This is a genomic window from Denitratisoma sp. agr-D3 (genome assembly GCF_054658675.1).
In genome coordinates, this window is the sequence record NZ_BAAGIA010000001.1 from 438,562 (window position 1) to 464,179 (window position 25,618).

Annotated in this window: 24 protein-coding genes; 5 read left to right on the forward strand and 19 right to left on the reverse strand. The window is 64.9% G+C overall.

Features of this window, described 5'->3' with window-relative positions; all coding sequences use genetic code 11:
• Window positions 1–5: 5 nt before the first annotated feature.
• Window positions 6–596, reverse strand: coding sequence for a ubiquinol-cytochrome c reductase iron-sulfur subunit (gene petA / locus ACYQ2U_RS02115; RefSeq protein ID WP_459948681.1), 591 nt, complete (start codon window positions 594–596; stop codon window positions 6–8).
• A 209-nt stretch (window positions 597–805) separates the two neighbouring features.
• Between petA and ACYQ2U_RS02120 the strand changes: the two genes are divergently transcribed.
• Both ACYQ2U_RS02120 and ACYQ2U_RS02125 read left to right on the forward strand, forming a co-directional pair.
• Entirely contained in the window at window positions 806–2,203 is a 1,398-nt protein-coding gene (locus tag ACYQ2U_RS02120; protein ID WP_459948682.1) for a sigma-54 interaction domain-containing protein, read from the forward strand.
• 190 nt (window positions 2,204–2,393) lie between these two features.
• Window positions 2,394–3,383 (forward strand): cytochrome-c peroxidase, encoded by a 990-nt coding sequence (locus tag ACYQ2U_RS02125; protein ID WP_459948683.1) that lies wholly within the window; start codon window positions 2,394–2,396, stop codon window positions 3,381–3,383.
• 65 nt (window positions 3,384–3,448) lie between these two features.
• Here the strand turns inward: ACYQ2U_RS02125 and cowN are convergent, their stop codons facing one another.
• Both cowN and ACYQ2U_RS02135 read right to left on the reverse strand, forming a co-directional pair.
• Window positions 3,449–3,757 (reverse strand): N(2)-fixation sustaining protein CowN, encoded by a 309-nt coding sequence (gene cowN, locus ACYQ2U_RS02130; RefSeq protein ID WP_459948684.1) that lies wholly within the window; start codon window positions 3,755–3,757, stop codon window positions 3,449–3,451.
• Between the two features lie 94 nt (window positions 3,758–3,851).
• The gene (locus ACYQ2U_RS02135; protein WP_459948685.1) at window positions 3,852–4,532 is read right to left on the reverse strand and encodes a Crp/Fnr family transcriptional regulator; all 681 of its coding nucleotides are present in this window, start codon (window positions 4,530–4,532) and stop codon (window positions 3,852–3,854) included.
• A 219-nt stretch (window positions 4,533–4,751) separates the two neighbouring features.
• Here ACYQ2U_RS02135 and ACYQ2U_RS02140 point away from each other — a divergent pair, with 219 nt between their 5' ends.
• Complete coding sequence (locus ACYQ2U_RS02140) at window positions 4,752–5,471, forward strand: 3'-5' exonuclease family protein (RefSeq protein ID WP_459948686.1); 720 nt, start codon at window positions 4,752–4,754, stop codon at window positions 5,469–5,471.
• Between the two features lie 80 nt (window positions 5,472–5,551).
• Here the strand turns inward: ACYQ2U_RS02140 and ACYQ2U_RS02145 are convergent, their stop codons facing one another.
• From ACYQ2U_RS02145 to xth, 8 genes are all read right to left on the reverse strand, one after another.
• Entirely contained in the window at window positions 5,552–6,598 is a 1,047-nt protein-coding gene (locus ACYQ2U_RS02145; protein ID WP_459949232.1) for an NAD(P)-dependent alcohol dehydrogenase, read from the reverse strand.
• 100 nt (window positions 6,599–6,698) lie between these two features.
• Window positions 6,699–7,826 carry an ABC transporter permease gene (locus tag ACYQ2U_RS02150; protein ID WP_459948687.1) on the reverse strand — a complete coding sequence of 376 codons (1,128 nt, stop codon included), beginning with the start codon at window positions 7,824–7,826 and terminating at the stop codon, window positions 6,699–6,701.
• A 1-nt stretch (window position 7,827) separates the two neighbouring features.
• Entirely contained in the window at window positions 7,828–10,575 is a 2,748-nt protein-coding gene (gene rbbA, locus ACYQ2U_RS02155) for a ribosome-associated ATPase/putative transporter RbbA (RefSeq protein WP_459948688.1), read from the reverse strand.
• A 27-nt stretch (window positions 10,576–10,602) separates the two neighbouring features.
• Window positions 10,603–11,589, reverse strand: a complete 987-nt coding sequence (locus ACYQ2U_RS02160) for an HlyD family secretion protein (RefSeq protein WP_459948689.1) — start codon at window positions 11,587–11,589, stop codon at window positions 10,603–10,605.
• A 172-nt stretch (window positions 11,590–11,761) separates the two neighbouring features.
• A complete protein-coding gene (locus ACYQ2U_RS02165) occupies window positions 11,762–12,196 on the reverse strand; it encodes a CBS domain-containing protein (RefSeq protein WP_459948690.1) in 435 nt (144 codons plus the stop codon).
• A gap of 214 nt (window positions 12,197–12,410) precedes the next feature.
• A complete protein-coding gene (locus ACYQ2U_RS02170) occupies window positions 12,411–12,602 on the reverse strand; it encodes a YgaP family membrane protein (RefSeq protein ID WP_459948691.1) in 192 nt (63 codons plus the stop codon).
• A 114-nt stretch (window positions 12,603–12,716) separates the two neighbouring features.
• Window positions 12,717–13,373 carry a Crp/Fnr family transcriptional regulator gene (locus ACYQ2U_RS02175; RefSeq protein WP_459948692.1) on the reverse strand — a complete coding sequence of 219 codons (657 nt, stop codon included), beginning with the start codon at window positions 13,371–13,373 and terminating at the stop codon, window positions 12,717–12,719.
• Window positions 13,370–14,137, reverse strand: a complete 768-nt coding sequence (gene xth / locus ACYQ2U_RS02180; protein ID WP_459948693.1) for an exodeoxyribonuclease III — start codon at window positions 14,135–14,137, stop codon at window positions 13,370–13,372. Before xth ends, ACYQ2U_RS02175 begins: the two co-directional genes overlap by 4 nt.
• A gap of 138 nt (window positions 14,138–14,275) precedes the next feature.
• Between xth and ACYQ2U_RS02185 the strand changes: the two genes are divergently transcribed.
• Window positions 14,276–14,464: a hypothetical protein gene (locus tag ACYQ2U_RS02185; RefSeq protein WP_459948694.1), complete on the forward strand. Its 189-nt coding sequence runs from the start codon at window positions 14,276–14,278 to the stop codon at window positions 14,462–14,464.
• On the forward strand, window positions 14,448–14,819 hold the full coding sequence (locus ACYQ2U_RS02190; protein ID WP_459948695.1) for a PilZ domain-containing protein: 372 nt from the start codon (window positions 14,448–14,450) through the stop codon (window positions 14,817–14,819). The genes ACYQ2U_RS02185 and ACYQ2U_RS02190 overlap by 17 nt, the downstream gene beginning before the upstream one ends.
• A gap of 105 nt (window positions 14,820–14,924) precedes the next feature.
• Here ACYQ2U_RS02190 and ACYQ2U_RS02195 read toward each other — a convergent pair whose 3' ends face one another.
• The 8 genes from ACYQ2U_RS02195 to rfbB all read right to left on the reverse strand — a co-directional run bounded on the left by ACYQ2U_RS02195 (window position 14,925) and on the right by rfbB (window position 25,585).
• A complete protein-coding gene (locus ACYQ2U_RS02195; protein WP_459948696.1) occupies window positions 14,925–16,976 on the reverse strand; it encodes a M3 family metallopeptidase in 2,052 nt (683 codons plus the stop codon).
• Window positions 16,977–17,108: 132 nt separating this feature from the next.
• On the reverse strand, window positions 17,109–18,518 hold the full coding sequence (locus ACYQ2U_RS02200) for a tetratricopeptide repeat protein (RefSeq protein ID WP_459948697.1): 1,410 nt from the start codon (window positions 18,516–18,518) through the stop codon (window positions 17,109–17,111).
• Window positions 18,519–19,651: 1,133 nt separating this feature from the next.
• Complete coding sequence (locus tag ACYQ2U_RS02205; protein ID WP_459948698.1) at window positions 19,652–20,557, reverse strand: phosphoribosylaminoimidazolesuccinocarboxamide synthase; 906 nt, start codon at window positions 20,555–20,557, stop codon at window positions 19,652–19,654.
• Between the two features lie 249 nt (window positions 20,558–20,806).
• Window positions 20,807–22,216: a DUF3422 family protein gene (locus ACYQ2U_RS02210; protein WP_459948699.1), complete on the reverse strand. Its 1,410-nt coding sequence runs from the start codon at window positions 22,214–22,216 to the stop codon at window positions 20,807–20,809.
• Window positions 22,186–22,728 (reverse strand): dTDP-4-dehydrorhamnose 3,5-epimerase, encoded by a 543-nt coding sequence (gene rfbC / locus ACYQ2U_RS02215; RefSeq protein ID WP_459948700.1) that lies wholly within the window; start codon window positions 22,726–22,728, stop codon window positions 22,186–22,188. Before rfbC ends, ACYQ2U_RS02210 begins: the two co-directional genes overlap by 31 nt.
• Window positions 22,725–23,615 (reverse strand): glucose-1-phosphate thymidylyltransferase RfbA, encoded by an 891-nt coding sequence (rfbA, locus tag ACYQ2U_RS02220; RefSeq protein ID WP_459948701.1) that lies wholly within the window; start codon window positions 23,613–23,615, stop codon window positions 22,725–22,727. The genes rfbC and rfbA overlap by 4 nt, the downstream gene beginning before the upstream one ends.
• The gene (rfbD, locus tag ACYQ2U_RS02225; RefSeq protein ID WP_459948702.1) at window positions 23,612–24,514 is read right to left on the reverse strand and encodes a dTDP-4-dehydrorhamnose reductase; all 903 of its coding nucleotides are present in this window, start codon (window positions 24,512–24,514) and stop codon (window positions 23,612–23,614) included. Before rfbD ends, rfbA begins: the two co-directional genes overlap by 4 nt.
• Window positions 24,515–24,523: 9 nt before the next feature.
• The gene (rfbB, locus tag ACYQ2U_RS02230; protein WP_459948703.1) at window positions 24,524–25,585 is read right to left on the reverse strand and encodes a dTDP-glucose 4,6-dehydratase; all 1,062 of its coding nucleotides are present in this window, start codon (window positions 25,583–25,585) and stop codon (window positions 24,524–24,526) included.
• Window positions 25,586–25,618: the final 33 nt, after the last annotated feature.

Consider the following 25,618-nt stretch of genomic DNA (forward strand, 5'->3'; position numbering starts at 1 on the left):
CCCTTTCAGCCCGTGCCGTCCTCGCCGATCAGCAGGCGGGTGTCGGACAGGTAGCGGTGGGGCGGGATTTCCAGGTTGGTCGGCGCCGGTTTGTTCTTGAACACGCGACCGGCCAGGTCGAAGGTGGAGCCGTGGCAGGGGCAGAGGAAACCGCCCAGCCAGTCGGCCGGCATGCCTTCCTCGCTGCTCGGCTTGAACTTGTTGCTGGGGGAGCAGCCGAGGTGGGTGCAAATGCCGATGGCCACCAGGTATTCGGGGCGGATGGCCCGTTGCGGGTTGCGGCAGTATTCGGGTTGCTGGCGTTGCTTGGATTCCGGGTCCACGAGCTGGTCGCTCAACTTCCCCAGGGTGGCCAGCATTTCTTCGGTGCGGCGCAGAATCCACACCGGCTTGCCGCGCCACTCCACCACCAGCAGTTGGCCCGGCGCCAGGTTGCCGATGTCCACCTCCACCGGCGCGCCGGCGGCCCGTGCCCGTTCCGAAGGAGTCATGCTGGCGACGAAGGGAACCAGCGTCGTCACCGCGAAGCCGCCGCCCGCCGCCGCGGTGGCGAGCAACCAGGCGCGGCGTTGCGGGTTCATCTTGTTTTCGCACATTTTTGACAGTCCTCGTCGCTGAATGCTGGATTCATCGCAAGGATTGCACCACGGCGGCTGTCTATTTTTATCTTATTGATTTATAAAAATATTGATTATTCGTTTGGTCAGCCGTGAGTGATTGATGGGCTAGTCAAAGTGTCAAAAATGGCGTTAATAGCGGGGTGTGATTTACACTGAGTGCCATAAATGGCATAAAGGATTCGCCCATGTCCTCCGCTCCAGACGCCTTGCCGGAACTGTTGTCCTTTCTGGACAGCCAGCCCGAGCCCCGCATCATCATGGATGCGAACTTCCGCATCGTTGCCGCCAACCGCGCCTACAGCCGCGAGTTCGGCCAACAGCAGCCCGTCACTGGCCGCCATTGCTACGAGGTGTCCCACCATTTCACGGTGCCCTGCGACCAGGCCGGCGAAACCTGCCCCTTGCGCCTGAGCTTGGAAAGCGGCGAGTCCCGGCGTGTCCTGCATTTGCACCACACGCCCCGGGGCGAGGAGCACGTGGTGGTCGAGACCACCCCGATCAACAGCGATGAAGGGCAGCTGCGCTACTTCGTCGAGACCATGCAAGTGGTCAAGCACGCCTCCAGCCAGGCCGCCGCCGAGGGCCTGGTGGGGCGCTCCGCCAGTTTCAACCGCATGCTGGGGCAGATCATGCGGGTGGCGCCCACCGAGGCGTCCACCCTGCTGCTGGGGGAAACGGGGACGGGCAAGGAACTGGTGGCGCGCCTGATCCACGAGGCCAGCAAGCGCGCCGACCGGCCCTTCGTCACGGTGGATTGTTCCGGCCTGACCGAGACCCTGTTCGAAAGCGAGTTGTTCGGTTACGAGAAGGGCGCCTTCACCGGCGCCACCCACCGCAAGATCGGCCTGGTGGAAGCGGCCAGCGGCGGCACCATCTTTCTCGACGAAATCGGCGACGTGCCCCTGCCCATGCAGGTGAAGCTGTTGCGCTTGCTGGAAAGCGGCACCTACCGCCGCGTCGGCGGCATCGACACGCTGCGGGCCGATTTCCGCCTGGTCTGCGCCACCCACCGCGACCTGGAGGCCATGGTGGCGCAGGAGTTGTTCCGCCGCGACCTGTACCACCGGATCGACGTCTTTCCCATTCGGGTGCCGTCCCTGACCGAGCGGCGCGAGGACATTCCCCTGTTGGCGGAATCCTTCCTGAAGCGCTTCGCCCACGAGCGCCCCCTGCGCCTGACCGCCGCCGCCGTCACGGTGCTGCAACAGCGCCACTATCCGGGCAATGTCCGGCAACTGCGCAACCTGATCGAGCGGGCGACCATCCTCGCCGACGGCGCCGAGATCGGCCCGGAACACCTGGGCGAGCCGGGACTGGACGGGGCATTGACTGAGTCGATGGATGCGACGGCTGATGCGATGGTGGATGCGGCGATGGGGGCCGCCACGGCGCCCGCTCATGCCGCCGCCGTGACCGATGCCCGTGCCTTCCACGTGGACCGCGTGCTGTCCTTGCAGGAACTGGAGCAGCGTTACCTGGCCTGGTCCGCCGCCAGCTTCGGCGGCGACCGCAAGTCCCTGGCCGAGGCCCTGGGGGTGAGCAACCGCACCCTGTTCCGCAAGTTGGCCGCGCCGCGCTCGTGACGGCCGTGGGATAGGCGCGGGACGATCAACGAGCGATTTCCGTTTTCGCGTTTTGGCATTTTTCCAATAGCTTGTCGCTATTTTTTGAATAGGGTTTGTCTATTAAGATGTCTTGATTGATATCAAAAGCCTTACTTCTGGCATGGCTAAATTTCCTCGGGCTGATTCCAGCAAAAAAAGGAGAAACGCCATGAAAATCCGTTCGTTGTTCGTCGCTTGCGCTCTGGCCGGCACGGCCACCACATGGGCCGCGGAACCCATCCAACCCATCGCCCCGGCCAAGATCGCCAATCCGGCCCTGGTGGAACTGGGCAAGAAGCTCTACTTCGATCCGCGCCTGTCCAAGTCCGGTTTCATCTCCTGCAACTCCTGCCACAACCTGTCCATGGGCGGCACGGACAACATCAAGACCTCCATCGGCCACAACTGGAACGAAGGCCCCATCAATGCGCCGACGGTGCTGAATTCCAGCCTCAACGTCGCCCAGTTCTGGGACGGCCGCGCGGCCGACCTCAAGGCCCAGGCCGGCGGCCCCATCGCCAACCCCGGCGAAATGGCCTTCACCCACACCCTGGCGGTGGACGTGCTGCAATCCATCCCCGGTTACGTGGCCGAGTTCAAGAAGGCCTTCGGTTCCGACAAGGTGGACATCGACAAGGTGACCAAGGCCATCGCCGCCTTCGAGGAAACCCTGGTGACGCCCAACTCCCGCTTCGACAAGTGGCTGAAGGGTGACAAGAAGGCCATCAGCAAGGATGAACTGGCCGGCTACCAGTTGTTCAAGACCAGCGGCTGCGTGGCTTGCCACAACGGCCCGGCGGTGGGCGGCAATTCCTTCCAGAAGATGGGCGTGGTGGAGGCCTACAAGGCCAGCAGTCCCGCCGAGGGCCGCAGCGCCGTCACCGGCAAGGATGCGGACCGCTTCAACTTCAAGGTGCCCACCCTGCGCAACGTGGAAATGACCTATCCCTACTTCCACGACGGTGCCGCCAACACCCTGAAGGAAGCGGTGGACATCATGGGCCGCCTGCAACTGGGCAAGAAGTTCAGCGAGGACGAAAACGCCAAGATCGTGGCCTTCCTCAAGACCCTGACCGGCGACCAGCCCAACTTCAAGCTGCCCGTGTTGCCACCCTCCAGCGACAGCACGCCCCGTCCCACCCCCTTCGAGAAGAAGTAAGGGGCATCCGCAACAAAAAACAAGGGCCGCGCAAGCGGCCCTTTTTCATGGTGGCGATGCCGTTCCTAGCAGCACTCTTCCTCGATCTGGAACAGCAGGATGAGGCCGGCTTCATCGCGCACGGACTCGAAGAATTCGCGGATCTGGTTGATGTTGCTGTGGATCAGGAACAGGTCGTCGGGTTTGGGGCCGCTGCCGCCGGCGCGTTTTTTCTGGAAGTAGTCCATGAAGGCGTTGCCGTTGGCGGGGTTCGTCAGGTGGGCGTCGATCATTTCCATCAGGCGGCGGGCGTTGCCGTCGCAGTCGATGTCCTTGAAGCTGACGTAGCGGTCGGGGTTGGCGGCGGCCTTGCAGCCGCAGGAGGGTTCAGACATGGCGTTTCCTTACCGAAGGGGAATGACCGAACTCTAAATCGGACGGTTAATCCCTGTCCGTCTGCTGGCCGACAGTTTTGCCTTGGTCCCGGTATCAGGGTGTCAGGCTGCGGGTCACCAGGGCCTGGGGATCGTGGATCAACAAGGCATGGCGGCCACGGCGACTGAGCAGGCCTTCCCGCTGCCATTGGTTGATCAGGGAGGACACCGATTGTCGGGTGGTGCCCAGCAGGCAGGCGATGTCCTCGGTGCCCAGGTTGAGGGGCAGCAGGCAGCCGTCGGCCTCGGCCACGCCCCGTTGCTCGGCCTGGCGGATCAGGAAGCGGGCCAGCCGGGCCGGCACGTCGCGGAAGGCCAGGTCCTCCACCAGGGCGATGGCGTTGTTCAGGATGCGGCCCAATACCCGCATCATCAGCGGCGATACCGCCGGTTGCTGGGCCAGTTTTTGGGCGAACTGGCGGGTATCGATCAGCCACAGCTCACTGGCTTCCAGGCAGCGCACGTAGGTGGGGGTGTGGGTGGAGAACACGTCGCCGGGTTCGAGGATGGCCAGGCTTAGTTCCCGGTTGCCGCCGGTCAGATAGACCCGCAGCCGACCGCTGCGGACGATGAACACCTGGTCGCTGGGGTGGTCCGGGGTGGCCAGGACCTGGCCCTTGGCGAAGCTGCGGGGCAGGAAGTCCGCCAGGAATCCCTCGGGCAAGGGAGGGGCGGCGGCGGGCCGGGTATCCGATCTGCCGTGGCCGGGCGGGGGCGGGGGAGCGCCTTTGCGCATGGAGGTCCTCAAGGTCTGGGCGGTGGGCGGAAAGCCGCAGCTTACTGGGATTCACCTGACGGCAGGGGCTTCCTGCCGGGAATTCCCCTCCTGCTGTGGCGGGTAAGGCGAAGATATATATCTTTAGTCGTAAGTTTTCGCACACTCCCGGTCATCGCAATGTCACAGTCGGGTGGTAGCATTTGTGTCACAAACTACAAGCCTAAAATAATTTACGCCATGCAAGCCCCTGCTTTTATCGACGTCGAGGCCTCCGGCTTCGGTTCCGCCAGCTACCCCATCGAGGTGGGCCTGGTGCTGCCCAACGGCCATAGCTACGCTTCCCTGATCCTGCCCCAGGCAGACTGGACCCACTGGGACGCCAGCGCCGAGGCGGTGCACGGCATCAAGCGCGGCTGGTTGCAGCAGCACGGTCGTGGGGCGGAAGAGGTGGCGGCGGAACTCAACCGCCAACTGCGCGGCATGACCGTCTATTGCGACTCCTGGTACCACGACTTCAACTGGCTGAGCCGGCTGTTCGATGCGGCGGGATCGGCGCCGGCCTTCCGCCTGGAGGACTTGCGCATCCTGCTCAACCAGGAGGAAAGCGATGCCTGGCAGACCACCAAGACCCAGGTGCAGCGGGAAATGCGCCTGGATCGCCACCGGGCCAGCAATGATGCCCGGGTGCTGCAAGCCACCCTGATGCGGCTCAAGGGTCAGCCCCTGCCCAGCCTGCCCCGGCCGCCCTGGTCGCTGACCCAGCGCCGGCCCACCCTGGTGGGTCTGGGTCAGTGCAGCGTCAAGCCGGTCGCTCGCCCGGTCGATGGCGGCCTGGCCGCCAGTGCGACGGGCTTGCCCGAAACCCTCGCCCATACCCCCGAGCGGGGGCGCGGCCTCGACGCCCAGGAAACGCCCCGTCTCGGCGACAAGCCGTTCTCCTGGGGACACGCCGCCTGAGCACCCTGCCGGCGCGGGCCTGACGGTCCCAAACAAAAAGGCCGCCCTGGGCGGCCTTTTTGTTGGCGGATGGCGGTGCCTCAGGCTTGCTTCAGGGAGGCGATGTCGATCACGAAGCGGTACTTCACGTCGCTTTTGATCATGCGCTCGTAGGCGGTGTTGATGTAGTCGGCCGTCACCACCTCCACGTCGGAGACGATGTTGTGCTTGCCGCAGAAATCCAGCATTTCCTGGGTTTCGGCGATGCCGCCGATCATGGAGCCAGCCACGTGGCGGCGCCGCATGATGAGGTTGCCGCCATGGACGTCCACCGGATCCACGGGGCCCACCAGGACCAGGGTCTTGTCCCGCTTGAGCAGGCCAAGGTAAGGGTTCACGTCATGGGGCACGGGAATGGTGTCGATGATTAGATCGAAGCTGGCGGCGTGCTGTTTCATGTCCGCCGCGTCCTTGGAAATCAGCACCTCGGCGGCCCCCAGGTGCTTGGCGTCCTGGGCCTTGGCCGGGCTGGTGGTGATCATCACCACGTGGGCGCCCATGGCGGCGGCCAGCTTGACGCCCATGTGGCCCAGGCCGCCGAGGCCGATGATGCCGACCTTCTGGCCGGGCTGCACGTTCCAGTGGCGCAGGGGCGAGTAGAGGGTGATGCCGGCGCACAGCAGGGGCGCGGTGGCCTTGAGGTCCAGGTTGTCCGGCACCCGCACGACGAATTTTTCGTCCACGGTGATCCGTTCCGAGTAGCCGCCGAAGGTCAGGCCGCCGTGCTTCCTGTCCTTGGCGTTGTAGGTGCCCACCATGCCGTCGCAGTACTGTTCCAGGCCTTCCTCGCAGGCCTCGCAGTGCTGGCAGGAATCCACCATGCAGCCTACGCCCACCAGGTCACCCAGCTTGAACTTGCTCACCTCGCTGCCGACCTTGCTCACCCGGCCGATGATCTCGTGGCCCGGCACCATGGGGTAAAGGGAGTGGCCGCCCCATTCGTTGCGGGCCTGGTGGATGTCCGAGTGGCAGATGCCGCAGTAGAGGATGTCGATCAGCACGTCCTGCGCTAGGGGCTCGCGGCGGTCGATGGCCATGGGGGCGACGGGGGAGGTGGCGCTTTCGACGCCGTAGGCAGCGGTTTTCAGCATGGGTTCTCCTCGATTGCAAAGTCACGCCATCCTAGGGAATGGGCCGGCCAATGCAAAGCCCGATCCTGCGAATCTCTTGCCTAATCCTCCAGGAGGGCTACTGGGTCTGGGCCATGGCCTTGCGGAAACGGGCCAGGGCCAGGTTGAAGAACACGGCACCAATGGCGGTGATGGCCAGTAGCTGGGGCCAGACCACGGTGATGTCCGCGCCGCGGAACAGGATGGCCTGGGCCAGGCGGACGAAATGGGTGGTGGGCGCGATCAGCATGAAGTTCTGCACCGGCAGCGGCATGCTCTCCCGTGGCGTGACGCCGCCCGAGAGCAGTTCCAGGGGCAGCACGACGAGGATGATCAGCAGGCCGAACTGGGGCATGGAGCGGGCCAGGGTCGCCAGGTAGATGCCGATGGAGGCGGTGGAAAACAGATAGAGCCCGCTGCCGGCGATGAACAGCAGCAGGGAGCCGGCGATGGGCACCGCCATGATCCATTCCACCACCACCTTGAGGGCGAAGGAGGCCGCCAGGACCACGACCAGGCCATTCGCCCAGACCTTGCTGACCAGGATTTCGAAGGGGGTGAGGGGCATCACCATCAGGTGTTCGATGGTGCCGTGTTCCCGCTCGCGGATGAAGGCGGCGCCCACCAGGATGATGGACAGCAGGGTGATGTTGTTGATCACTTCCACCACGCCACCGAACCAGAAGCCCGACAGGTTGGGATTGAAGCGCACCCGGCTGACCAGGTTGACCAGGGACTTGCTTTCGCTGCCCGGCGCGGCGGCGGCCACCTCGCCGGCGAAGATGTTCTGGATGTAGGTGGCGCCGAGGAAGGCCTGGCTCATGATGGTGGCGTCGATGGCCAGTTGTACCTCGGGCCGTTTCCCCGCCAGCAGGTCGCGCTGGAAGTTGGCGGGAATCACCAGGACGAAGGTGCATTCGCCCCGGTCCATCAGGCCGTCCATGTCCTGCAGGGCGATCTGGCGTGGCGTCTGGAAGTAGGGCGGATAGAAGGCGTGGACCACCCGTTCCGACACCGGCGAATGGTCCATGTCCACGATGGCGATGCTGGCCCGGTGCAGTTCCTGGGAGATGCCCGAGGCGGCCGCGTAGATGCCGAAGGAAAAGGCCCAGATGATGATGGCCAGCAGCACCGGGTCGGAGAACAGGCTGCGCAGCTCCTTGATGCCGAGGCGGTAGATGTTGGACAGACGGGCCAGCCACTTCACGTCAGCGCTCCTGTTTCTTCAGCAGCAGCACGCTGAGCAGGGTGAAGGCCGGGACGAACAGGGCCAGGGCGAGGAACTGGCCGTGCAGGTCGGCCAGGGTCAGGGCCTTGGCGAAAATGCCGCGGCTGATCACCAGGTAGTAGGTGGCGGGCCACAACTGGCCGAGGGTGGCGCCGACACCGCTGAGGGAGGCCACCGGCTGGGTCAGGCCGGAGAACTGGATGGTGGGCAGCATGGTGATGATGGCGGTGCCCGCCAGGGCCGCCATTTGCGACTTGGTGAAGGAGGACACCAACAGGCCCAGCCCCGTGGTGGCGGTGACGTAGAGCAGGGTGGCCAGCACCAGGGGCAGGAAGTGGCCCTTGAGGGGCACGGCGAACACCCACTCCGCCTCCAGCAACAGCAGGACGAAGCTGATCATGGACAGCACGACGTAGGGCAACTGCTTGCCCAGCAGGAATTCCAGCCGCGTCACCGGCGTCACGTAGAGGTTGGTGATGGAGCCCAGTTCCTTCTCCCGCACCACGCCCAGGGCGACGAGGATGGCGGGAATGAACACCAGCAATAGCGGAATCACCGCCGGCACCATGGCGTAGACGCTCTTGAAGTCCTGGTTGTAGCGGTAACGGGTCTGCACGTCGAAGGGCAGCAGGGTGGGCGTGGCGCCGGTTTTTTCCGCCACCAGTTCGGCCTGGTAGAGCAGGTGCATGGCCTGGGCGTAGCCGCGGATGGTCTCGCCCCGGTAGGGCATCGCGCCGTCCACCCAGAGGGCGATTTCCGGGCTGCGGCCCCGGCGCAGGTCCTGGCCGAATTTTTCCGGGATCTCCAGGGCCAGGGACAGCTCGCCACTCTTCATGCGCCGATCCAGTTCGGCGCTGCTGGCGATGGGCGCCTGTTCGAGGAAGTAGCGCGAACCGGCGATGTTGCGGATGTAGGCCCGGCTTTCCGGCGACTGGTCGCGGTCGTGGACGGCGAAGCGCAAGTCCTGCACGTCCATGGTGATGCCGTAGCCGAGGATCAGCATCAGCAGCACCGAACCGAGCAGGGCGAAGGTGAGGCGGATCGGATCGCGGCGCAGTTCCAGCATTTCCCGGTAGGCGTAGCCGAGCAGGCGGCCCAGGCTGAAGAAGGCGGGGCGGGGCGTCTTGCCGTTGCTGACACTGGCTGCGGTGGTTTGCACCGTTGCGGCCTCGTTCTCGCTGTCGTCGCGGCGGGCCTGTTCCAGGTAGGCGATGAAGGCCTCTTCCAGGCTGTCCTTGCCCTGGGCCAGGCGCAGGGCTTCCGGCGTGTCGCTGGCCAGCACCTGGCCGGCGTTCATGAGGGAGATGCGGTCGCAGCGCTCCGCCTCGTTCATGAAGTGGGTGGAGATGAAAATGGTGACGCCCTGTTCCCGGGAAAGGGAAATCAGCAGTTGCCAGAATTCGTCCCGGGCGATGGGGTCTACGCCCGAGGTGGGCTCGTCCAGGATCAGCAGCTTGGGTTCGTGCACCACCGCCACCGCCAGGGACAGGCGCTGGCGGATGCCCAGGGGCAGGCCCTCGGCCCGTTGCGGCAGATAGGGGGCCAGGCCGAAGCGGGCCACCAGGTCGTCGATGCGCTGCCGGCGCCGTTCGTCGCCGAGGTGGAAGAGACGGGCGTGGAGGTCCAGGTTCTGGGCCACCGTGAGTTCGCCGTAGAGGGAGAAGGACTGGGACATGTAGCCCACCTGGCGGCGGGTTTCCAGGTCCTTGGCATTCACCGGCTTGCCGAACAGGCGGGCGCTGCCCTCCGTGGGCGGCAAGAGGCCGGTGAGCATCTTCATCGTGGTGGTCTTGCCGCAGCCGTTGGAGCCGAGGAAGCCGAAGATCTCGCCCCGGCCGATGCGGAAGCTGACCCGGTCCACGGCGGTGAACGCGCCGAAGCGCTGGGTCAGGCCTTCGGCCTCGATGGCCCAGTCGTGGTCGCCGTCGCGGCGAGGAGGGATGGTCAGGGTCTGGTGGCCGCGCCGCTGGGTCTCGGGCAGCAGGGCGATGAAGACTTCCTCCAGGCTGGCCTGGCCGGTGCGCTGGCGCAATTCGTCGGGCGAGCCGGTGCCGAGGATGCGGCCGTCGTCCATGGCCGCCAGCCAGTCGAAGCGGGCCGCTTCCTCCATGTAGGCGGTGGCGACGATGACGCTCATGCCCGGCCGGCGGGCGCGGATGCGGTCGATCAGTTCCCAGAACTGGCGGCGCGAGAGGGGATCGACGCCGGTGGTGGGTTCGTCGAGGATCAGCAGGTCGGGGTCGTGGATCAAGGCGCAGCAGAGGCCGAGCTTCTGCTTCATGCCGCCCGAGAGCTTGGCGGCGGGCCGGTCCTGGAAGGGCAGCAGGCCGGTGCTGGCCAGCAGCTCTTCCACTTTGTCCTTGCGATGGCCGCCATTCAGGCCGAACAGGCGACCGAAGAAGTCCACATTCTCGAACACCGACAGGGTCGGATAGAGGTTGCGGCCCAGGCCCTGGGGCATGTAGGCGATGCGGGGCTGGACGCTGGCGCGGAAGCGGGCGTCGGTCATGTCGCCGTCCAGCACCCGTACGCTGCCCGCCTGGATTTCCCGGGCGCCGGCGATCAGGGCCAGCAGGGTGGACTTGCCGACGCCGTCGGGACCGATGAAGCCCGCCATGCATCCGGCGGGGATGGTCAGATCCACGCCGTCCGCGGCGGACACCTGGCCGTAGCGCTGGGTGACGCCGCGCAGTTCGGCGCAGAAGGTGGGCGATGGATTCGTCGTCATCGGGCCGCTGGCCGTCGCCGCCGTGGTTTACCGCTTGGGCAGGGTGGCGGGCCAGGCCTTGGTGTCGTCCAGGCGCAAGAAGGCGATCCCGGGCATGCCCGGCTTGGCCAGGGTTTGGTGGGCCGCCAGCCAGTCGGCATCCACCTTGACCTTGACCCGGAACATGAGCTTTTCCCGCTCGCTGCGGGTTTCCACGTCCTTGGGGGTGAATTGGGCGCGGTCGGCGACGAAGCTTACCTTGGCCGGAATGGCTTCCTCGGGCCGGGCGTCGAGGACGATGCGGGCCTCGGCGCCCACGGGCAACTGACCGGCCTTGTCCGAGGGCAGATAGACGGTCATGTACACATCGCTCAAGTCGAGCAGGGTCAGCACCTTGCCACCGGCGCCGAGGACCTCGCCGGGTTCCACCAGGCGATAGAGCACCCGACCCGAAATGGGGGCGGTGAGGCCGGCGTCCTTGAGCTGGGTGCGTACCCGCTCGGCCTGGGCCGAGGCGGCCTCAATGGCGGCCTCGGCTTCGTGGATGCGGCTGTGGGCCGTGTCCAGGGCCGACTGGGCGCTGCGGTAGGCGGCTTCGTCCCGGTCCAGCAGGGCGGGGCTGATGAAGCCCTTGGCGATCAATTGGCGGGTGCGTTCCAGGTTGTTGCGGGCCAGCAGCAGGTCGCTTTCATAGCGGGACAGGCCGGCGGCGGCCTCGGCCCGGGTGCTGCGGGCCTGGGCGGTCTGGGCGTTGGCGGCGCGCAGCAGAGCATTCAGTTCGTCGGCATCGAGGCGGGCCACCACCTGGTCGCGGTTCACCGCGTCGCCTTCCCGCGGCGTCACGTCGGTGATGCGCCCGGCCAGCTTGGTGGACACGTCCACCTCGGTGGCTTCCAGGCGGCCGTTGCCGGTGATGAAGCCGGGGGGAAGATCGGGCTTGTTGAATTTCTGCCAGAGGGTGAAGGCGCCGCCGGCGATGACCGCCAGGAGCAGGACCGCGGCAATTTTGCCGAGGAGGGGATGGCTGTGGGACATGGCTGATGCTTACAGGCAAAAACGAGCCTCAAGCATAAACCCGATGGATTACCTCTGCGCGATTTTGGGGAATTTCAATGGAAAACCCCTGGACCGAACCGGGGGGATCGGTCCAGGGGGCGGGTCGGATGGCCCTTCTTTCGGAGGAGTGGGAAGGACCCAGACGCGCAACTCAGGCCAGCAGCTCGAACAGGTGTTCCTTGTTTTCCAGTTCTTCCTCGAACTGCTTGAGTTCGGGACCGAGGGCATCGCGCACGGAAACCATGCCCACCAGGTAGCCGTTTTCCACCACGGGAATGTGGCGGTAACCGCCTTCGTGCATCAGATGCATGGCATGGCTGAGGGGGCGGTTGGGGGTGATGGTTTGCGGGTCGCGGGTCATCACGTCGGCCATGGTGGTGCGGCGGGGATCGAGGCCGCCGGCCAGGACGCGGAACAGGGCGTCGCGCTCGGTGAAGATGCCCACCAGCTTGTCCTGTTCAAGAATGGCGAGGGCGCCGACCTTGGCCTGGCGCATGGCGGCGGCGGCTTCGACGATGGTGGCGGAAGGATGGGCCGTGGCGACTCTCTGGCCCTGGATGATGGTGCGAATCAGACGGTTCGGCATGGAACGACTCCTCGACAAGGGCAACAGCGGGGGGATGGGACGGGGTACGGCGGCGGGTCCAGCAAAAACCAAAACCCATGGGGCCAGCCTAGCGGAGCTTTGTTGAGATTTCAAGTAACCACGTTGAATGGAGCGTTACTGTTTCGCGTCGCGATAAAACAAAAGCCCGCCGAAGCGGGCTTTTTGCAGTGCGACAAACTCGCCGCGGCGTTGCTCAGTCCTTCTTGACCGGGCAGGTGCTGAGGCCCAGCAGGGGGTAGAGCGGGCAGAAACCCACCAGGCCGGTGCCCAGGGGAACCACGCCGATCCAGGCCCACACGGGGCCGCCCATCAGGGCCCAGGCCACCAGGGCCAGACCGACGACGATACGAAGGATGCGGTCGATGCCGCCGACGTTTGCTTTCATGGGATGCACTCCTGTGGATGGATGACGGGAGGATTACACCACTGTCGCGGCGTGGTCATCTGTAACCTTAGTCACCCAGGGGGCCGACCTTCGTCATCGGCGGGCCTGGCTGACTCAGCTGGCCAGGCGGCGCAGGCCGGCGGGGTCGAGGATTTCGATTTGCTCCCGTCCCAGTTTCACCAGGCCTTGCTCGGCGAAACCCTTGAGCAGACGGCTCACCATTTCGCGCACGCTGCCCAGTTCGTCGGCCAGTTGCTGGTGCGTGGTGTGCAGGGTGTGGCCCTTGCCCAGCAGCAGATTGGCCAGGCGCTGGTCGAGTTTGCGGAAGGCGACTTCCTCCACCAGTTCCATCAGGTCGGCCATGCGTTCGCCGAACAGGGCGAAGACGAATTGGCGAAAGGCCGGGTTGGCCAGCATCGCGTCGAAGCGCAGGCTGGGCAGCAGCACCATCACCGTGTCGTTTTCCGTTACGCCACGGGCGTTGTAGTCGCTGTGGCCCAGCAGGCAGCCGGAACTGATCAGACAGGATTCACCGGGCAGTACCCGGTAGAGGGGCAGCTCGCGGCCGTTGGCGGCGCTTTTGAGCACCCGGATGCCGCCTTCGAGGATGAAGGGAAAGCCCTGGCAGGGCTGGCCGCCGTCGAAGACGCTGGTGCCGGCAGGCAGGGTCATAACCTGGGCTTCGTCGCAACATTGACGCAAGAGTTCCGGCGGCAGCGCGGCCAGCACCGGATAGAGCTGGCGCAGCCGTTCCTCCTGGTCCGGCGTCACGGTGCGATCTCCGCCAGTACCGGCGCGTGATCCGAGGGCCGTTCCAGCTTGCGCGGCGCCTTGTCGATGACGCTGCCGGTGCATTGCCGCGCCAGGGGCGCGGACAGCAGGATGTGGTCGATGCGCAGGCCGGCGTTGCGGCGGAAGCCCGCCGCCCGGTAGTCCCACCAGCTGAAGCTTTGCTCGGCTTGCTCGAAGAGGCGGAAGGAATCCTCCAGGCCCAGGGCCAGTAGGTTCTGGAAGGCGCTGCGCTCGGGAGCGGAGCACAGGATCTTGTCCTTCCAGGCGGCGGGGTCGTGCACGTCCCGGTCGTCGGGGGCGATGTTGTAGTCGCCGAGCAGGGCCAGCTTGGGGTGGCGCGTAAGCTCGTCCTTGAGCCAGTCGGTCAGGGCCGCCAGCCAGCGCAACTTGTAGTCGTACTTGTCCGAACCCACCTCGCTGCCGTTGGGCATGTAGGCGCACACCAGGCGCACGCCGTTCACCGTGGCGGCGATGATGCGCTTCTGCTCGTCGGCAAAGCCGGGGATGTCCCGCTGTACGTCGCTCACCCCGTGACGGCTGAGAATGGCGACGCCGTTGTAGGTTTTCTGGCCGTTGTGGATGGCGCTGTAGCCGGCGGCTTCCAGCTCGGCGAAGGGGAAACCCTTGTCCTCGGTCTTGGTTTCCTGCAAGCAGAGGGCGTCGGGTTGCTGGGCGGCCAGCCAGTCGAGGACATGGGGCAGGCGCACCTTGAGGGAATTCACGTTCCAGGCGGCGATCTTCACAGGGGGCGATCTCGATTCGTAAGGACGGCGCATTCTACCGACAGCGGGATGGCAATCGGCTTGGCAGGGGTGAAAGCCCGGGTGTAGGATGGGACAGGTTTCCGCCCTTCGGCGGAACGACGCGCAGAGGAGCCCGTCATGTTCGATTCTCCCTTTGCCCTGTGCAAGCGCCACAACGAGATGGTGCTGGTGGACCAGACCCTGGTCGAGTGCGCCCGGGAACACGCGTGCGACGATACCTGCACTTGTCCCCTGGCCCGTTATTTCCCCGACGCCGACAACGCGGCGCCGATCGCCCACGAGGACGCCCATGACCCTGCCCACTGACAACCGCCGCCACCACTGGCGCGCCTCCTTCGACGCCACGGTGCGGCTGGCGGACGGTCGCGGCAGCCATGTCGCCCATTTGCTTGATCTGTCCCTCAAGGGCGCCTTGGTCGAGGTGGCGGAGGATTTTCCCCTCAAGGCCGGCGATCACGGCGAGTTGCACCTGACCCTGTCGCCCGAGACGGCCATTCACATGAAGGTGTCCGTCGCCCATGTGGAGGGCCGGCACGTGGGGCTGCACTGCGACAACATCGACCTGGACAGCATCACCCATCTGCGCCGGCTGGTGGAACTCAACAGCGGCGACCCCTTGCTGTTGGAGCGCGAGTTGCACGAACTGGCCGTGGGGCAGTAGCCGCCAGCGCCAGCAAAGCACCATGAAAAAGGGCGGAAGGCGCCGCGAATGCGGTCCTTCCGCCCTTGTCTTTTCAGCGCCCTCGGCGTCTGGGATCGTTGTCCCTCAGGCCGCCACCATGCCGTTGTGGCGCAGCAGGGCGTCGGGCTGGGGTTCCCGGCCACGGAAGGCCTTGAAGGACTCGATGGCCGGACGCGAGCCGCCCACGGACAAAATCTCCTTGAGGAAGCGGTTGCCGGTTTCCGTGTCCAGAGTGCTGCCCCGTGCTTGGGCCGCCTCTTCGAAGGCGGCGTAGGCGTCGGCGGAGAGGACTTCGGCCCACTTGTAGCTGTAATAGCCCGCCGCGTAGCCGCCGGCGAAAATGTGGCTGAAGCTGTTGGGGAAGCGGTTCCACGCGGGCGGCAGGATCACCGCCACTTCCTTGCGCACCTGGGCCAGCAGGTCCAGGTAGGTGCTGCCCTGACCGGGGGTGAATTCGCTGTGGAGCAGCAGGTCGAACAGGCCGAATTCGATCTGGCGCAGGGTGCCCAGGCCGCTCTGGAAGTTCTTGGCGGCGATCATCTTGTCGTACAGGGCCCGGGGCAGGGGCGCGCCGCTGTCAACATGTGCGGTCATGCCTTGCAGCACGTCCCATTCCCAGCAGAAGTTTTCCATGAACTGGCTGGGCAGTTCCACCGCGTCCCATTCCACGCCGTGGATGCCGGACACCGAGTACTCCTCCACCTGGGTCAACAGGTGGTGCAGGCCGTGGCCGGTCTCGTGGAACAGGGTGATCACGTCGTCGTGGCTGAAGGTGGCGGGCTTGTTGCCGACCGGGGCGGGGAAGTTGCAGTTGAGGTAGGCCACCGGGGTCTGGATGCCCGCGTTGACCCGGCGCCGGGTGATGGCGTCGTCCATCCAGGCGCCGCCGCGCTTGGTTTCCCGGGCGTGCAGGTCCAGGTAGAACTGGCCGATCAGCTTGCCGTCCTGGGTGATGCGGTGGAAGCTCACGTCCTTGTCCCACACCGGAGCGCTGTCCGCTTCCAGCTTGACGCCGAACACCGATTCGATGACCCGGAACAGACCGGCGATCACCTTGGGCTCGGGGAAGTACTGCTTCACCTCCTCGTCGGAAAAGGCGTAGCGGGCCTGCTTGAGCTTTTCCGAAGCCCAGGCCAGATCCCAGCTTTCCAGGGCATCCATGCCCAACTCGCTGCGGGCGAAGTCCTTCACCTCAGCGTAGTCCTTCTCGGCAAAGGGCCGCGCCTTCGCCGCCAGATCGCGCAGGAAGGCCGCCACCTGGGCCGGCGTCTCGGCCATCTTGGGCACCAGGGACACCTCGGCGTAATTGGCGTAACCGAGCAGGGCCGCCTCCTCGGCACGTAGGGCAAGGATCTTCTCGATCAGGCCGGTATTGTCCCATTCGGTCTTGCCGAATTCGGAGGCACGGGTGGCGTAGGCCCGGTACATGCGCTCGCGCAGGCCCCGGTTCTCGGCGTATTGCAGGATGGGAATGTAGGACGGTGCGTGGAGGGTGAACTTCCAGCCCGGCTTGTTTTCCTTCTCGGCGGCGGCTCGGGCGGCGGCGATCACGTCGGGCGGCAGGCCGGCAAGCTCGGCTTCGTCGGCGATCCACTCGGCGTGGGCGTTGGTGGCGTCGAGCAGGTTCTCGGAGAACTTGGCGGCCAGGGCCGAGAGTTCTTCCTGGATTTCCTTGAAACGGGGTTTCTTGTCCTCGGCCAGCTCGGCGCCGGACAGGCGGAAGTCCCGCAGGTCGTTGTCCACAATGCGCTTGCGGGCCGGCGACAGGGCGGCGTATTCGGCGCTGGCGGCCAGGGCCTTGATCTTGGCGAACAGGGCCAGGTTCTGCCCCAGGTCGGCGTAGAAACCGGACACCTCGGGCAGCATGGCGTTGTAGGCCTCGCGCCAGGCGGGCACGTCATTGACCGAGTGCAGATGGCCGACGATGCCCCAGGCCCGGGAAAGTTTTTCGCCCATATCGGTGAGGGGCTGCATGAAGCCGTCCCAGGAAGCCGGCGCCGTGGGCGCGGTGAGGGCGGTGATCAGTGCGCGGTAGTCGCCGATCAACTGGCGAATGGCCGGTGCCACGTGCTCAGGCTGGACGGCGTCGAAACGGGGCAGGCCGGAAAAATCGAGAAGGGGATTGGGGGTGCTCATGGATAGCCTTGATGGATTGAGTGACGGCAACGGCCTTATTGTGCCGCAGCCGGCGGCGGGCCGGGGGCCTGGAAAGACAATGGGGGTGATGGGGAAAAACTAAAGAGGCGATGTGCGATGGACTGTCCGCTCCTAGCGCAGCCGCAGCGCCGCTTGTTTGGTGAGGAAGCTGAAACCCAGCAGTTCGTAGCGCCAGCCCTGTTGGGCGGCGGCCTCGTGGAAAGCCTTGAATTCGTCCTCCCGCCAGGAGGGATAACCCAGGTATTCGTCGAACAGGATGACCGTGCCCGGGACGAAGCGGGACGCCATGAGGTCGAAAATGGTCTTGGTCGAACTGTAAAGATCGCAGTCGATGTTGATGAAGCGGATGGGGCCGGCCTCGGCCTGGAGGAAGGGAGGGATCGAGTCCTCGAACCAGCCCCGGTGCAAGCGCACGTTGTCCGGCACCTGGGGCAGCCGGCCGAAGGCGCTGTAGCTGCCCCTGGCCTCGTCACCCCAGGCTTCCGGCAGACCCTCGAAACTGTCGAAGCCGTGGACCGGGCCCTCGGTCAGGGTGGCGAGTTGCCGGATCGATTTGCCGTTGAACACGCCGAACTCCAGCACCAGACCGTCCACTTGCGCGGCTGCCATGGCCAGGGTCTGGATGCCCTTGCCGGTGCCCAGCATGGGCGGCAGGGGCGTGCCGAGACCCACCAAGTAATCCCAGGAGTCCAGTTCCGCCTGGATGGCGGTTTCCTGTCGCAGGCTCTCCAGAAGGGCTTCCCCCGCTGTCCGGTCGCCGACGCAGCACTGCGCGGCGCCCAGGAAAAAACGATAGACCGGATTGTCCGGCGCGGCCTTGACGGCGCCCTCCAGGCTGGCGATGGCCTCGGCGGGACGGTGCAGGTCGAGCAGCGCGCCGTGGGCGTTGAACCAGGGATCGGCAAAGCTCGGCTCAAGGGCGTTGGCCTTGCGGAAATGGGGCAGGGCCGCCTCGAGTTCGCCGATTTCCGTCTTAGCCGCACCCAGGCTGTTGTGGGCCGAGACGTGATTCGGCAGGAGGCCGATGGCGGCCTCGAAATGGGGAATGGCGAGTTCCGGTTGCAGGCGCTGCAAGTACAAGGTGCCCAGGTTGTAGCGGATCACGCCGTTGTCCGGCGCCAGGGCGACAGCGGCTTGGTAATCGGCCAGGGCTTCCTGCTGCCTGCCCTGGCGCAAGAGGATGTTGGCGGCGTTGCATAGGGCATCCACATTCTGTCCATCTCGTTGCAGTGCCTGGCGGTAGTTGTCCAACGCGGCCTCGTCGTTGCCCAGGGCGGCGTGGCATTTGCCCAACTGGAAGAACAGATCGGACTGTTGAAAGCCCAGTTTCGCCGCCTGCATCAGTTGCTCCAGAGCGCGCTGCGGCTGATTGCCATGCAAGGACACCAAGCCACGTAGATAGGGAATCTGGCCATTGCGCGGATCGGCATTACCGAGGAAGGCATAGATTTCATCCGCCTGCCCCAACTGGCCCGCGCGGTGATGGGAGATGGCTTGCTGGAAGAGGAGATGAAGACTCATGGTGATGGGCTTGTCCGGCAAATCGCCGGGGCAGTTCAGGAAAGTGGCGATTATCGGGGAGAAGTCGGCTATTGGTGCAGGTGTAGCACGCCCAAAAGGCGGAAGCAGCAGGGCATACATGCTGGATTAGGCAATCAGACGCACTATTCGATATCCGGTTGCGCGATGGGAAGGGGGCAACGGGGGAATTGCGCTGTACGGGTAATCCCGTACAGCGCAGGTTTGTTTATGAATCAGGACTTTTGTTTTTGTGCCTGTGGATAGCTTAAAGAGAACAAAAAGCCTTTCTACTCCTCCGAGTTACCATCTGTTGAAACTATTACCCATACTTGGTTTGATGGGTTGCTCCACCACATATGGACGGGGCCATTGATCGGATTTCCAGAATTATCAAGGAAAAAAACTGCCCCAGCGTCCTGGTCTGCACTTATGATGAATCCGGTTGGATTACCGGCTCCGAATGGGATAAAAAGGCTGGTTGGGGACGGTGGGCTTGCATTCGTTGCAAGCACCAAACCCGTTCCATTATGGGGCGTAGTTGCGGTGGCGAGCACTAAAGATGGGTTTGCATGTAAGACGATCTGTGTGCCACCTGTGACATTGTTGAAGGTCCACCTTTTCCTCAGACCTGGTTGCGCTGGATAAAGACCTACCACCATCCCCGCTACGGGAGTTGGGGTTACAACGCCTAGGTATGATCCTCCTTGATACGACGTGATTTCATATAGAGTTGTCATTTGTCATCCTCCATCGCTGCATCACCTACTCTATATGGCTTTTCGGTATTCGCCCCGTTTATTGGCTCATGAAGGTGGTTTCCGGCATCCACGTTTTGTTGTTAACCCTTAACGGCAAGGGCAATCTGGCGCAGGTACGCTGCTCCAGCGCAGAGGTTTGGCTTTGATAATTTATGAGTGACATGGAGCTATGTTTAGTTATGAATATAGTTACCATGAACTAAAAGTCTACTGTCATATTTTGTCTCGTGAGTTTGGCTAGGCGCGCATGTCCCTTCCTGCGCAACACGACTGCTTATACAAGCAAGAAAGGCCCAACTTTCTGTGGATGGTGATGTTGTACCCCCCAAACAAAAAGCCGCCCGAAGGCGGCTTTTTGTTTGGGGCGCTAACCGATCAGGCCTCGGGCAGTTGGCTGTTGCCGGTGAGGCGGGTGTAGGCCTCGCGGTATTTGGCGGCGGTTTTTTCCAGCACGTCGGCGGGCAGGCGGGGACCGGGGGCGGTCTTGTTCCAGTCCAAGGTTTCCAGGTAGTCGCGGACGAATTGCTTGTCGAAGCTGGCGGGGCTGGTGCCCACCTGGTAGCTGTCGGCGGGCCAGAAGCGGGAGGAGTCGGGGGTCAGCACTTCGTCGATGAGGTGCAGGCGGCCGCTGTCGTCCAGGCCGAACTCGAACTTGGTGTCGGCGATGATGATGCCCTTGATGCGGGCGAAGGCCGAGGCTTCCTTGTAGAGGCGCAAGGTGACTTCCTTGACCTTGGCCGCCATTTCCTTGCCCACCAGCTTTTCGGTGGTGGCGTAGTCGATGTTCTCATCGTGGTCGCCCACCTCGGCCTTGGTGGCGGGGGTGAAGATGGGTTCGGGCAGTTGCTGGGCCTGTTTGAGGCCGGCGGGCAGATCAATGCCGCAGACCTTGCCGCTGGTTTGGTAGTCCTTCCAGCCGGAACCGATCAGGTAGCCCCGTGCCACGGCCTCGATGGGCAGGGGCTTGAGGCGCTTGACCACCAGGGCGCGGCCGCGCACCTGAGCTTTTTCGTCCTCGCCCTCGACCACGCTTTCGGGGTCGATGCCGGTGAGCTGGCTGGGGATGACGTGGGCCAGCTTGCCGAACCAGAAGTTGGCGACGGCGGTCAGGACCCGGCCCTTGTCGGGGATGGGGTCGGGCAGGATCACGTCAAAGGCGGACAGGCGGTCGGTGGTGATGACCAGCAGCTTGTCGTCGCCCACGGCATAGATGTCGCGGACCTTGCCCTTGCCCAACAGGGGCAGGCTCTTGATGCTGGATTCAAACAGGGTTGCGCTCACGAAAAGGGTTTCCTGAAAGGGAAAAGGGGCGGATTATCCCAGTACTTTGGTCAAAGATGAAGCCTTGCCGCAAACGGCCCCGCCGCCTGGCTTGGCGGGTGGGGGCGGCGTGGTGCGGCGTTTTGCCTGGGGTGTCCGGTTCGTCGTCCCCGCGTAGGCGGGGACCCCGCGACTTGGGTTTGGGGGAATAGCCGCTGGATTCCCGCCTGCGCGGGAATGACGGCAGTTTCTGCTCTGATGGGCGTAGCTCTAGTGCTCGCCTTCCTCGGCGGTCAGGGCGCGACGCAGGCGGCGGATGCCGAAGGCCACCAGCAGGGCGATGACGGGTATGGAGGCGGCGGCCACCACGCTGGGCTCGACGATGTCCACGTAATGACTGATGCCCTTGGCCAGGTAGCTCACCAATTGCGAGGCGTAGTAGGTGATGGCGACCACCGAGAGGCCTTCCACGGTCTCTTGCAGGCGCAGTTGCAGCTTGGCGCGACGGTTCATCTGGGACAGCAATTGCTGGTTCTGCCGCTCCAGTTCCATGTCCACCCGGGTGCGCAGCAGGGCGCTTTCCCGGGCGATACGGCTGGACAGGTCGTCCTGGCGCCGGGCCACGCTGCTACAGGTGGCGACGGCGGGAGCGAGGCGGCGGCCCATGTATTCGCGCAGGGTGGGAAAGCCCTCCACGCGCCTTTCCCGCAGGTCGTCGATGCGCTGCTCCACCAGGCGGTGGTAGGCCTGGGTGGCGCCGAAGCGGTAGGCGCTGCGGGTGATGGAGTGTTCGATGTCTGCTGCAAGACGGGTCAGTTGTTGCAGCATGAGGCGCTCGTCCTCCATGGTCTCGGCGCTGCCCATGCGTTCCATCAGGTCCGCCAGTTGCTGCTCGGCGGTGCCCAGCAGCCGGCCCACTTCCTTGGCAACGGGGAAGGCGAGCAGGGCCATCATGCGGTAGGTCTCGATTTCCAGCAGACGCTGCACGGTGCGGCCGGCCTGGAGGCTGTTGAGGCTGGCGCTGAGGACGAGGAAGTGGGTGAAGCCTTCCCGCAGGCGGAAGTCGGAAAAGACCCAGGCGGCGCCGTCGCCGATGGTGGTGACCACGGTGTCGGTGGCGCGGGCCATGGTGCGCAGCACGTCGTCCGGTTCCTGTTCGGCGGCGGAGCGGAACTCGACGTGGGCGGCGACGATGATCTTGCCCGGAATGGCCTGCACCCAGGCCTGGGGAAAGCCGTCCAGGGCCGTGGTGTCGGCGCCGTCGTCGGTCTGGCGCTGGCGGAAGAAGGTGAAGCTGGAGAATTCGTTGTGGCGCTCGCGCTTGAGGCGCAGGCCGCCGATCTCCAGCACCCACTGGTCGCCGGAGGCGAGGGGGATGTCGGTGGAGCCCAGCAGGTGGCAGAGCTGCCGCAGGTGGGCCTCTTCGTCCTCGGCGCTGGCCTGGTCGTGGATGACCGCCAGGTAGCTGACCCACTCCTGCCCGGTGAGCAGGGTCGGGGGACGGGCGTGGACCTCGTCGTTGAGCCGCTGTCGCAGTGGGTGTTCCTGTTGCGGAGAAATGCGTACCGTCATGGCCGTGGGGGTGGGAATGGAAATTGGTTTGAGTCTAGCATCGGCCAGCTTCAGCAATTTCCGTGCATGGGCCCGGTTCAGGGGAAAAGCGTGGCCTCCGCGAACCACGACGCAGTGGCGTCCTTGGCTGAAAGCTGGGGAGGCTGGGTGCAGGGCCAGGCAATGGCCAGGGTCGGGTCGTTCCAACGCAGGCTGCGTTCCCCCGCCGGATGCCAGTAATCGGTGACCTGGTAGCTGACCTCGGCCTCGGCCGAGAGCACGTAGAAGCCATGGGCGAAACCGGGGGGGATCCAGAGGGAACGGGGTCGGTCGGCGGAAAGAACAATGCCTTCCCACTGGCCAAAAGTGGAAGAAGATTTCCGCAGGTCCACCACCACGTCAAAAACCTCGCCCCGCATCACCTGCACCAGCTTGCCCTGGGGCCGTTCCACCTGGTAGTGCAGGCCGCGCAACACGTTGCGCTGGGAAAGGGAATGGTTGTCCTGGACGAACGTCGCCGCGATGCCCAGATCGGCCAGGGTGCGGGCGTTCCAGCGCTCGTAGAAGTAGCCGCGCGGGTCGCGGTGGAGATCGGGCTCCAGCACCAGCAGGCCGGCAAGCTGGGTCGGCAGGGCCTTCATCGCGGCGCTTTTTCCTGCAACAGGGCCAGCAGGTAGGCGCCGTAGCCGCTGTTGGGCAGGGCTGCGGCCAGGGCGGCGAGGTGGGTGTCGTTGATCCAGTCCTGGCGCCAGGCGATTTCCTCGGGGCAGGCCACCTTGAGACCCTGGCGCTTTTCCAGGGTGGCGATGAATTGTCCGGCCTCCAGCAGGGAGTCGTGGGTGCCGGTGTCGAGCCAGGCCATGCCCCGGCCCATGATCGTTACCGCCAGGTCGCGCTGGTCGAGGTAGTGGCGGATCACGTCGGTGATTTCCAACTCGCCCCGGGCCGAGGGGGTGAGACCGGCGGCGATGTCGGCTACCTGGCCGTCGAAGAAATACAGGCCGGTGACCGCGTAGCGGGACTTGGGTTGGGCGGGTTTTTCCTCGATGCCGACGACGTCGCCCTGGGGGCCGAATTCCACCACGCCATAGCGCTCGGGGTCTTGCACCGGATAGGCGAAAACGGTGGCGCCCTCGGTGGACGCGGCGGCCTGGCGCAGTTGGCTGGTCAGTTCCTGGCCGTAGAACAGGTTGTCCCCCAGCACCAGGGCGCAGGGCGCGCCGGCGAGGAAGTCGCGACCGATGAGAAAGGCTTCCGCCAGTCCGCGCGGTTCGGGTTGTACCGCGTAGCTCAAGCGCATGCCCCACTGGCTGCCATCTCCCAGCAGTTGCTGGAAGCGGGGCGTGTCCTGGGGCGTGGAAATCAGCAGGATGTCGCGGATGCCCGCCAGCATGAGTACGCTGAGGGGGTAGTAGATCATCGGCTTGTCATACACCGGCAACAGCTGCTTGGAGAGGGCCAGGGTGGCGGGGTGGAGCCGGGTGCCGGTGCCGCCGGCGAGGATGATGCCCTTCCGAGTGGTAGTCATGGCGTCAGGATGTCCGCGAGAATGTGGGGAAGCAGGGTCTGCCAGGCAGGCAGGTGCAGGCCGAAAACATTCGCCAGTTTGCCGCAGTCGAGGCGGGAATTGGCGGGCCGAGGCGCCGGCAGGGGATAGTCGCTGGTGGGAATGGCTTCGATGGCCTCGGCCCTTAGCTTGAGTTCGGCACCCAGGGCCTGTGCCTGGCTGACGATGGCCTGGGCAAAGCCGTGCCAACTGGTGTGACCGCTGGCGGTCAGGTGGTAGAGACCGCCGGGAACGGGGGGGGCACTGCGCAGCAGCCGGGCGACCACGTGGGCCGTGACGTCGGCGACCAGGCTCGCCGGGGTAGGGGCGCCGAACTGGTCATTGACCACTTGCAGATGGTCCTTTTCCCGCGCCAGGCGCAGGATGGTTTTGGCGAAATTGTTGCCGTGGCGGCCATAGACCCAGGCGGTGCGTAGCACCAAGTGGTTGGCGGAGGCGGCCAGCACGGCTGCCTCCCCGGCCTGTTTGCTGCCGCCGTAGACGCTGCGAGGGGCGGTGGCATCGTCTTCCCGATAGGGGCGCTCCAGGTCACCGGCAAACACGTAATCGGTGGAATATTGAATCAACCGGGCACCGCAGCGTGTGGCGGCTTGGGCGATGACGCCTGGGGCTTCGGCATTGATCCGCCGGGCCAGTGCCGCTTCGCTTTCTGCTTTGTCCACTGCCGTGTAAGCGGCGGCATTGACGATGAGCGCCGGGGCGAGGGTGTCGATCTGGCGGGCCAATGACGTCGGCTGACTCAGGTCGGCCTCATGCCGACCCCAGGCCACCACCTTGCCCAGCGGGGCCAAAGCCCGTTGCAGCTCCCAGCCGACCTGGCCCTGGCTGCCGAGGATGAGGAGGGTGGGGGCGGCCGTCATGACCATGATTCAGGCACCGTACTGCTTGTCCAGCCATTGGCGGTATTCACCGCTTTGCACATGGGCCACCCAGTCCTGGTTGGACAGATACCACTGCACCGTTTTGCGCAGGCCGCTGTCGAAGGTTTCCGTTGGCTGCCAGCCCAGGTCGCGGCGCAGCTTGTCGGCATTGATGGCGTAGCGCAGGTCGTGACCGGGACGGTCGGCGACAAAGGTTTTTTGTGTGGCGTAGGACTGGCCGTCAGCCCGGGGGGCCAGTTCGTCCAGCAGGGCGCAGAGGGCGTCCACCACTTGCATATTGGTGCGCTCGGCATTGCCGCCGATGCAGTAGGTGTCCCCCACCTGCCCCCGCTCGAACACGGCGCGCAGGGCGCGGGCGTGGTCGTCCACGTAGAGCCAGTCCCGCACGTTCTCGCCCTTGCCGTAGATGGGCAGGGGCTTGCCCGCCAGGGCGTTGAGAATCATCAGGGGGATCAGCTTTTCGGGGAAGTGGTAGGGGCCGTAGTTGTTGGAGCAGTTGGTCACCACCACGGGCAGGCCGTAGGTGTGGTGCCAGGCCCGCACCAGATGGTCCGACGAGGCCTTGGAGGCAGAGTAGGGGGAGCGCGGATCGTAGGCCGTGGTTTCGCAGAACTGGCCCTCGGCCCCCAGGCTGCCGAAGACTTCGTCGGTGGAAATGTGGTGAAAGCGGAAGGCCGCTTTGGCCGCATCGTCAAGGCTGCTCCAGTAACCCCGGGCGGCTTCCAGCAGGGTGAAGGTACCCACCACATTGGTCTGGATGAAATCGCCGGGGCCGTGGATGGAACGGTCCACATGGGATTCGGCCGCCAGATGCATGACGCCATCGGGCCGGTATTGGGCGAACAGCGCATCGAGGGCGGCCCGGTCGCAAATATCGGTATGGCTGAAGATGTGGCGCGGATTGTCGGCTACGGACTTGAGGCTTTCCAGGTTGCCGGCGTAGGTGAGCTTGTCGATGTTGATGACGCGCCAGTCGGTTTCGGCCATCAGTTGGCGGACCAGGGCGGAACCGATGAAACCGGCACCGCCGGTGACCAGAAGGGTTGTCATGTGAAGCCGATCCCGACGTTGGAAGGTGCCGGG